The organism is Dietzia sp. E1 (genome assembly GCF_014145015.1).
Lineage (GTDB): Bacteria > Actinomycetota > Actinomycetes > Mycobacteriales > Mycobacteriaceae > Dietzia > Dietzia cinnamea_A.
Genome location: NZ_JAALDU010000504.1, coordinates 1 through 3,092, shown reverse-complemented (window position 1 = coordinate 3,092; position 3,092 = coordinate 1). Strand labels below are relative to the sequence as shown.

Annotated in this window: 4 protein-coding genes; all 4 read left to right on the top strand. The window is 70.9% G+C overall.

Going from position 1 to position 3,092, the window contains the following annotated elements:
* Positions 1–322, top strand: a 322-nt coding sequence (locus G6030_RS14715) for a hypothetical protein (RefSeq protein ID WP_182643630.1), incomplete at its 5' end; no start/stop codon positions are given.
* A gap of 70 nt (positions 323–392) precedes the next feature.
* Positions 393–1,340, top strand: a complete 948-nt coding sequence (locus G6030_RS14710; RefSeq protein WP_182643629.1) for a cation diffusion facilitator family transporter — start codon at positions 393–395, stop codon at positions 1,338–1,340.
* Positions 1,341–1,343: 3 nt separating this feature from the next.
* Complete coding sequence (locus tag G6030_RS14705; protein ID WP_063971924.1) at positions 1,344–2,219, top strand: DNA-formamidopyrimidine glycosylase family protein; 876 nt, start codon at positions 1,344–1,346, stop codon at positions 2,217–2,219.
* The gene (locus G6030_RS14700; protein ID WP_182643628.1) at positions 2,216–2,971 is read left to right on the top strand and encodes an SDR family oxidoreductase; all 756 of its coding nucleotides are present in this window, start codon (positions 2,216–2,218) and stop codon (positions 2,969–2,971) included. The genes G6030_RS14705 and G6030_RS14700 overlap by 4 nt, the downstream gene beginning before the upstream one ends.
* Positions 2,972–3,092 lie beyond the last annotated feature (121 nt).

The following is a 3,092-nucleotide window of genomic DNA, read 5'->3' as shown; positions in this document are numbered from 1 at the left end:
GGCGGGCGGAGGCGACGCGGCAGGCGTGGGCGGTTCGGGTCACCGGCCCGGCCGGAAGGCCGGCGCTCTCGTGGTGTTGGTCGACGGGATCTGCGTGCTGTTCGTCGAACGGGGCGGGCGCACCGTCCTCGTCTTCGACGACCGCACCGGTGCGGTACCTCTCGCCGCCGGTGCGCTCGTCGACGCCGTCCGCTCGGGAGCGGTCGGGCCGTTGACCGTCACCACGCTGGGTGGCGAGCCCGTGCACGGTTCGCCACACGCAGCCGCGTTCGAGGCCGCCGGCTTCGGCATCACTCCCAAGGGACTGCGTATCCGGCGCTGACGCCCTTGAGACCCTCCACCCGATTAGTTAGAATATGCGCATTGGTGCATATGTCAGAGGGGGTCGTCGGATGGGAGTCGGTCACGCGCACGGCACGCGCGGCGGTCACGGCCCGGGGCACACCCACGTCCGCCCCGCCGGACATGCCGGTGGACGCCATCGCGCCAGGCTGGCAATCGCGTTCGCGCTGACGGCGGCGTTCTTCGTCGTCGAACTGGTCGCCGGCCTGCTCTCCGGCTCCCTCGCCCTGCTCTCTGACGCCGGTCACATGGGGGCCGACGTCGTCGCGCTCGGCGCGGCTTTTCTCGCGACGATCATCGCCACCCGCCCCGACCACACCGGTCGGCGGACGTTCGGCCGGTATCGCGTGGAGATCTTCGCCTCCGGTCTCGCTGTGCTCATCATGCTCGGAATGGGCGTGTACGTCCTGGTCGAGGCGTTCGGCCGCGTCGGCTCCGATGCGCCCGTCGCCACCGGGACGATGCTCCTCGTCGGCGTGCTCGGCCTGGTCGTCAACGTCACCTCCCTCCTGCTGCTCCGCGGCGGTTCCGACGAGAGCCTCGCGGTACGGGGCGCCTACCTCGAGGTCCTCGCCGACGCCGCCGGGTCCGTCGGGGTGATCGCTGCCGCGCTGCTGATACGCGCCACCGGATCGACGGTCTGGGACCTCGTGGTGGCCGTGGGGATCGCTGTGTTCATCGTGGTCCGCGCGGTGGCGCTCGGCCGGCAGGTGCTCGCCGTCCTCGCCCAGCACGCCCCGGACGGTGTCGAGCCCGCCGCGGTCGAAGCCCGGCTCGGTGACCTGCGCGACGTGAAGGAGGTGCACGACCTCCATCTCTGGACCCTCACGTCCGGGATGGACGTGGGGACCGTCCACCTGGTCGTCGCCCCGGACGCGGACCACGCCGAGGTGCTTAACGACGCCCGACGTGTCCTGTTCGACGAGCACGGGATCGAGCACGTGACCGTGCAGATCGAGACCGCCGGCGTCGGCGGCTGCCGCGAACTGGGGTGGTGAGCCGTGCCCGAGGGTGACACGGTCCACCGCGCGGCCGCGCGGGTCCACACCGCACTCGCCGGGCGGTCCCTGGACAGGGCCGAGCTCCGGGTGCCGAGGTTCGCCGCGGTCGACCTGCGCGGGAGGACCGTGAAGTCGGCCCGGTCGCGGGGCAAGCACCTCTTCGTCGACATCGGACCGGACGACCAGGGGCGTGACCCGGTCACCCTCCACCTCCACCTCAAGATGGAGGGCCGGGTCCTCGTGCTCCGCGCCGGGGAGCGGTGGCGGTTCCCCGCGCATACCGCCCGCCTCGTGCTGCGCGCGGGCGACGTCGAGGTGGTGGGGACCGAACTCGGGTTCCTGCGCGCCCTGTCGCCTGCCGAAGCCGACGAGGCCGTCGAGCACCTCGGGCCCGACCTCCTCGGTGCCGACTGGGATCCGGCGGCCAGCGTCGCCGAGGTCGTGCGACGCATCGAGGAACGTCCCACCCGCACTATCGGCGAGGCGCTCCTCGACCAGCGCAACCTCGCGGGCATCGGCACCGTCTACCGCGCCGAGTTATGCTTCGTGCGGGGAGTGGACCCGCGCGATCCCGTCGAGACGGTCCGGGATCTCCCGGCGATGGTGAGGCTCGCGCGCAAGATGTTGGTGGCCAACGCCGACCGTGTCGTCCGGGTGACCACGGGCGAGACCCGGCGCGGCCGCGAGTTGTGGGTGTACGGCCGCGACGGCAAGCCGTGCCGACGGTGTGGGACCGAGGTGGAGACCTTCCGCCTCGGCGGCCTCGCGAACCCCGACGAGCCGAGCGATTCGCTCGATCGCATCGCGTACCGTTGCCCGTCCTGCCAGCCGCGACGTGCCACACTGGGCGCATCGCCAACGGAGGAGAACTCGTGACCGACCGCAAGACGATCCTGATCACCGGCGCCAGCTCCGGACTCGGCGAGGGTATGGCCCGCCGCTGGGCGGCGCAGGGGAAGAACCTGGCACTGTGCGCGCGGCGTCTCGACCGCCTCGAGGAGCTGCGCGCCGAGCTGGTGGCCGCCAATCCGTCGATCACCGTCGCCGTTCGCGAGCTCGACGTGGCCGACGCGGATGCGGTGGAGCGGGTCTTCGGCGAGCTGGACGCGGAGCTCGGCGGGATCGACCGGTTCGTGCTCAATGCCGGGCTGGGCAAGGGAGCTTCGATCGGCACGGGCAAGGCGCACGCCAATCGCGAGACCGCGATGGTGAACGTGATCGGCACTCTCAACCAGGCCGAGGCGGCGACTGAGCTGCTGCTCGCCCGCGGTGAGGGACACTTGGTGTTCATCTCGTCGGTGAGCTCGCTGCGGGGGATGCCCAAGGCGCAGAACACGTACGGCGCCACCAAGGCGTTCGTCTCGGCCCTGGCGCAGGGGATGTACGCCGAGCTCGACAGCGCCGGCAGCCGCATCAAGGTGACGGACATCCTGCCCGGTTACATCCGGACGGACATCAACCGATCGGTGAAGACGGCGCTGATGACGGAGTTCGACGAAGGCGTCGATGCGCTGGTCAAGACGATCGATGCGGAGCCTGTCCGCGCGCTCGTCCCGGCCAAGCCGTGGAAGGCGATCGGCCCGCTGCTCACGCTGCTTCCGGAGAAGGTCAGCCGCCGCTTCGTCTGAGGTCGCCGCGGAATCATCTCGGGCTCGCACTCCCTCCCGCCTCAGAAGGGTGGTGGTGGTTGGAGGAGTTCGTCGAGGTGTTGGTGTAGGGCGTGGAGGATGGCTTTTTCCAGGGTGCTGT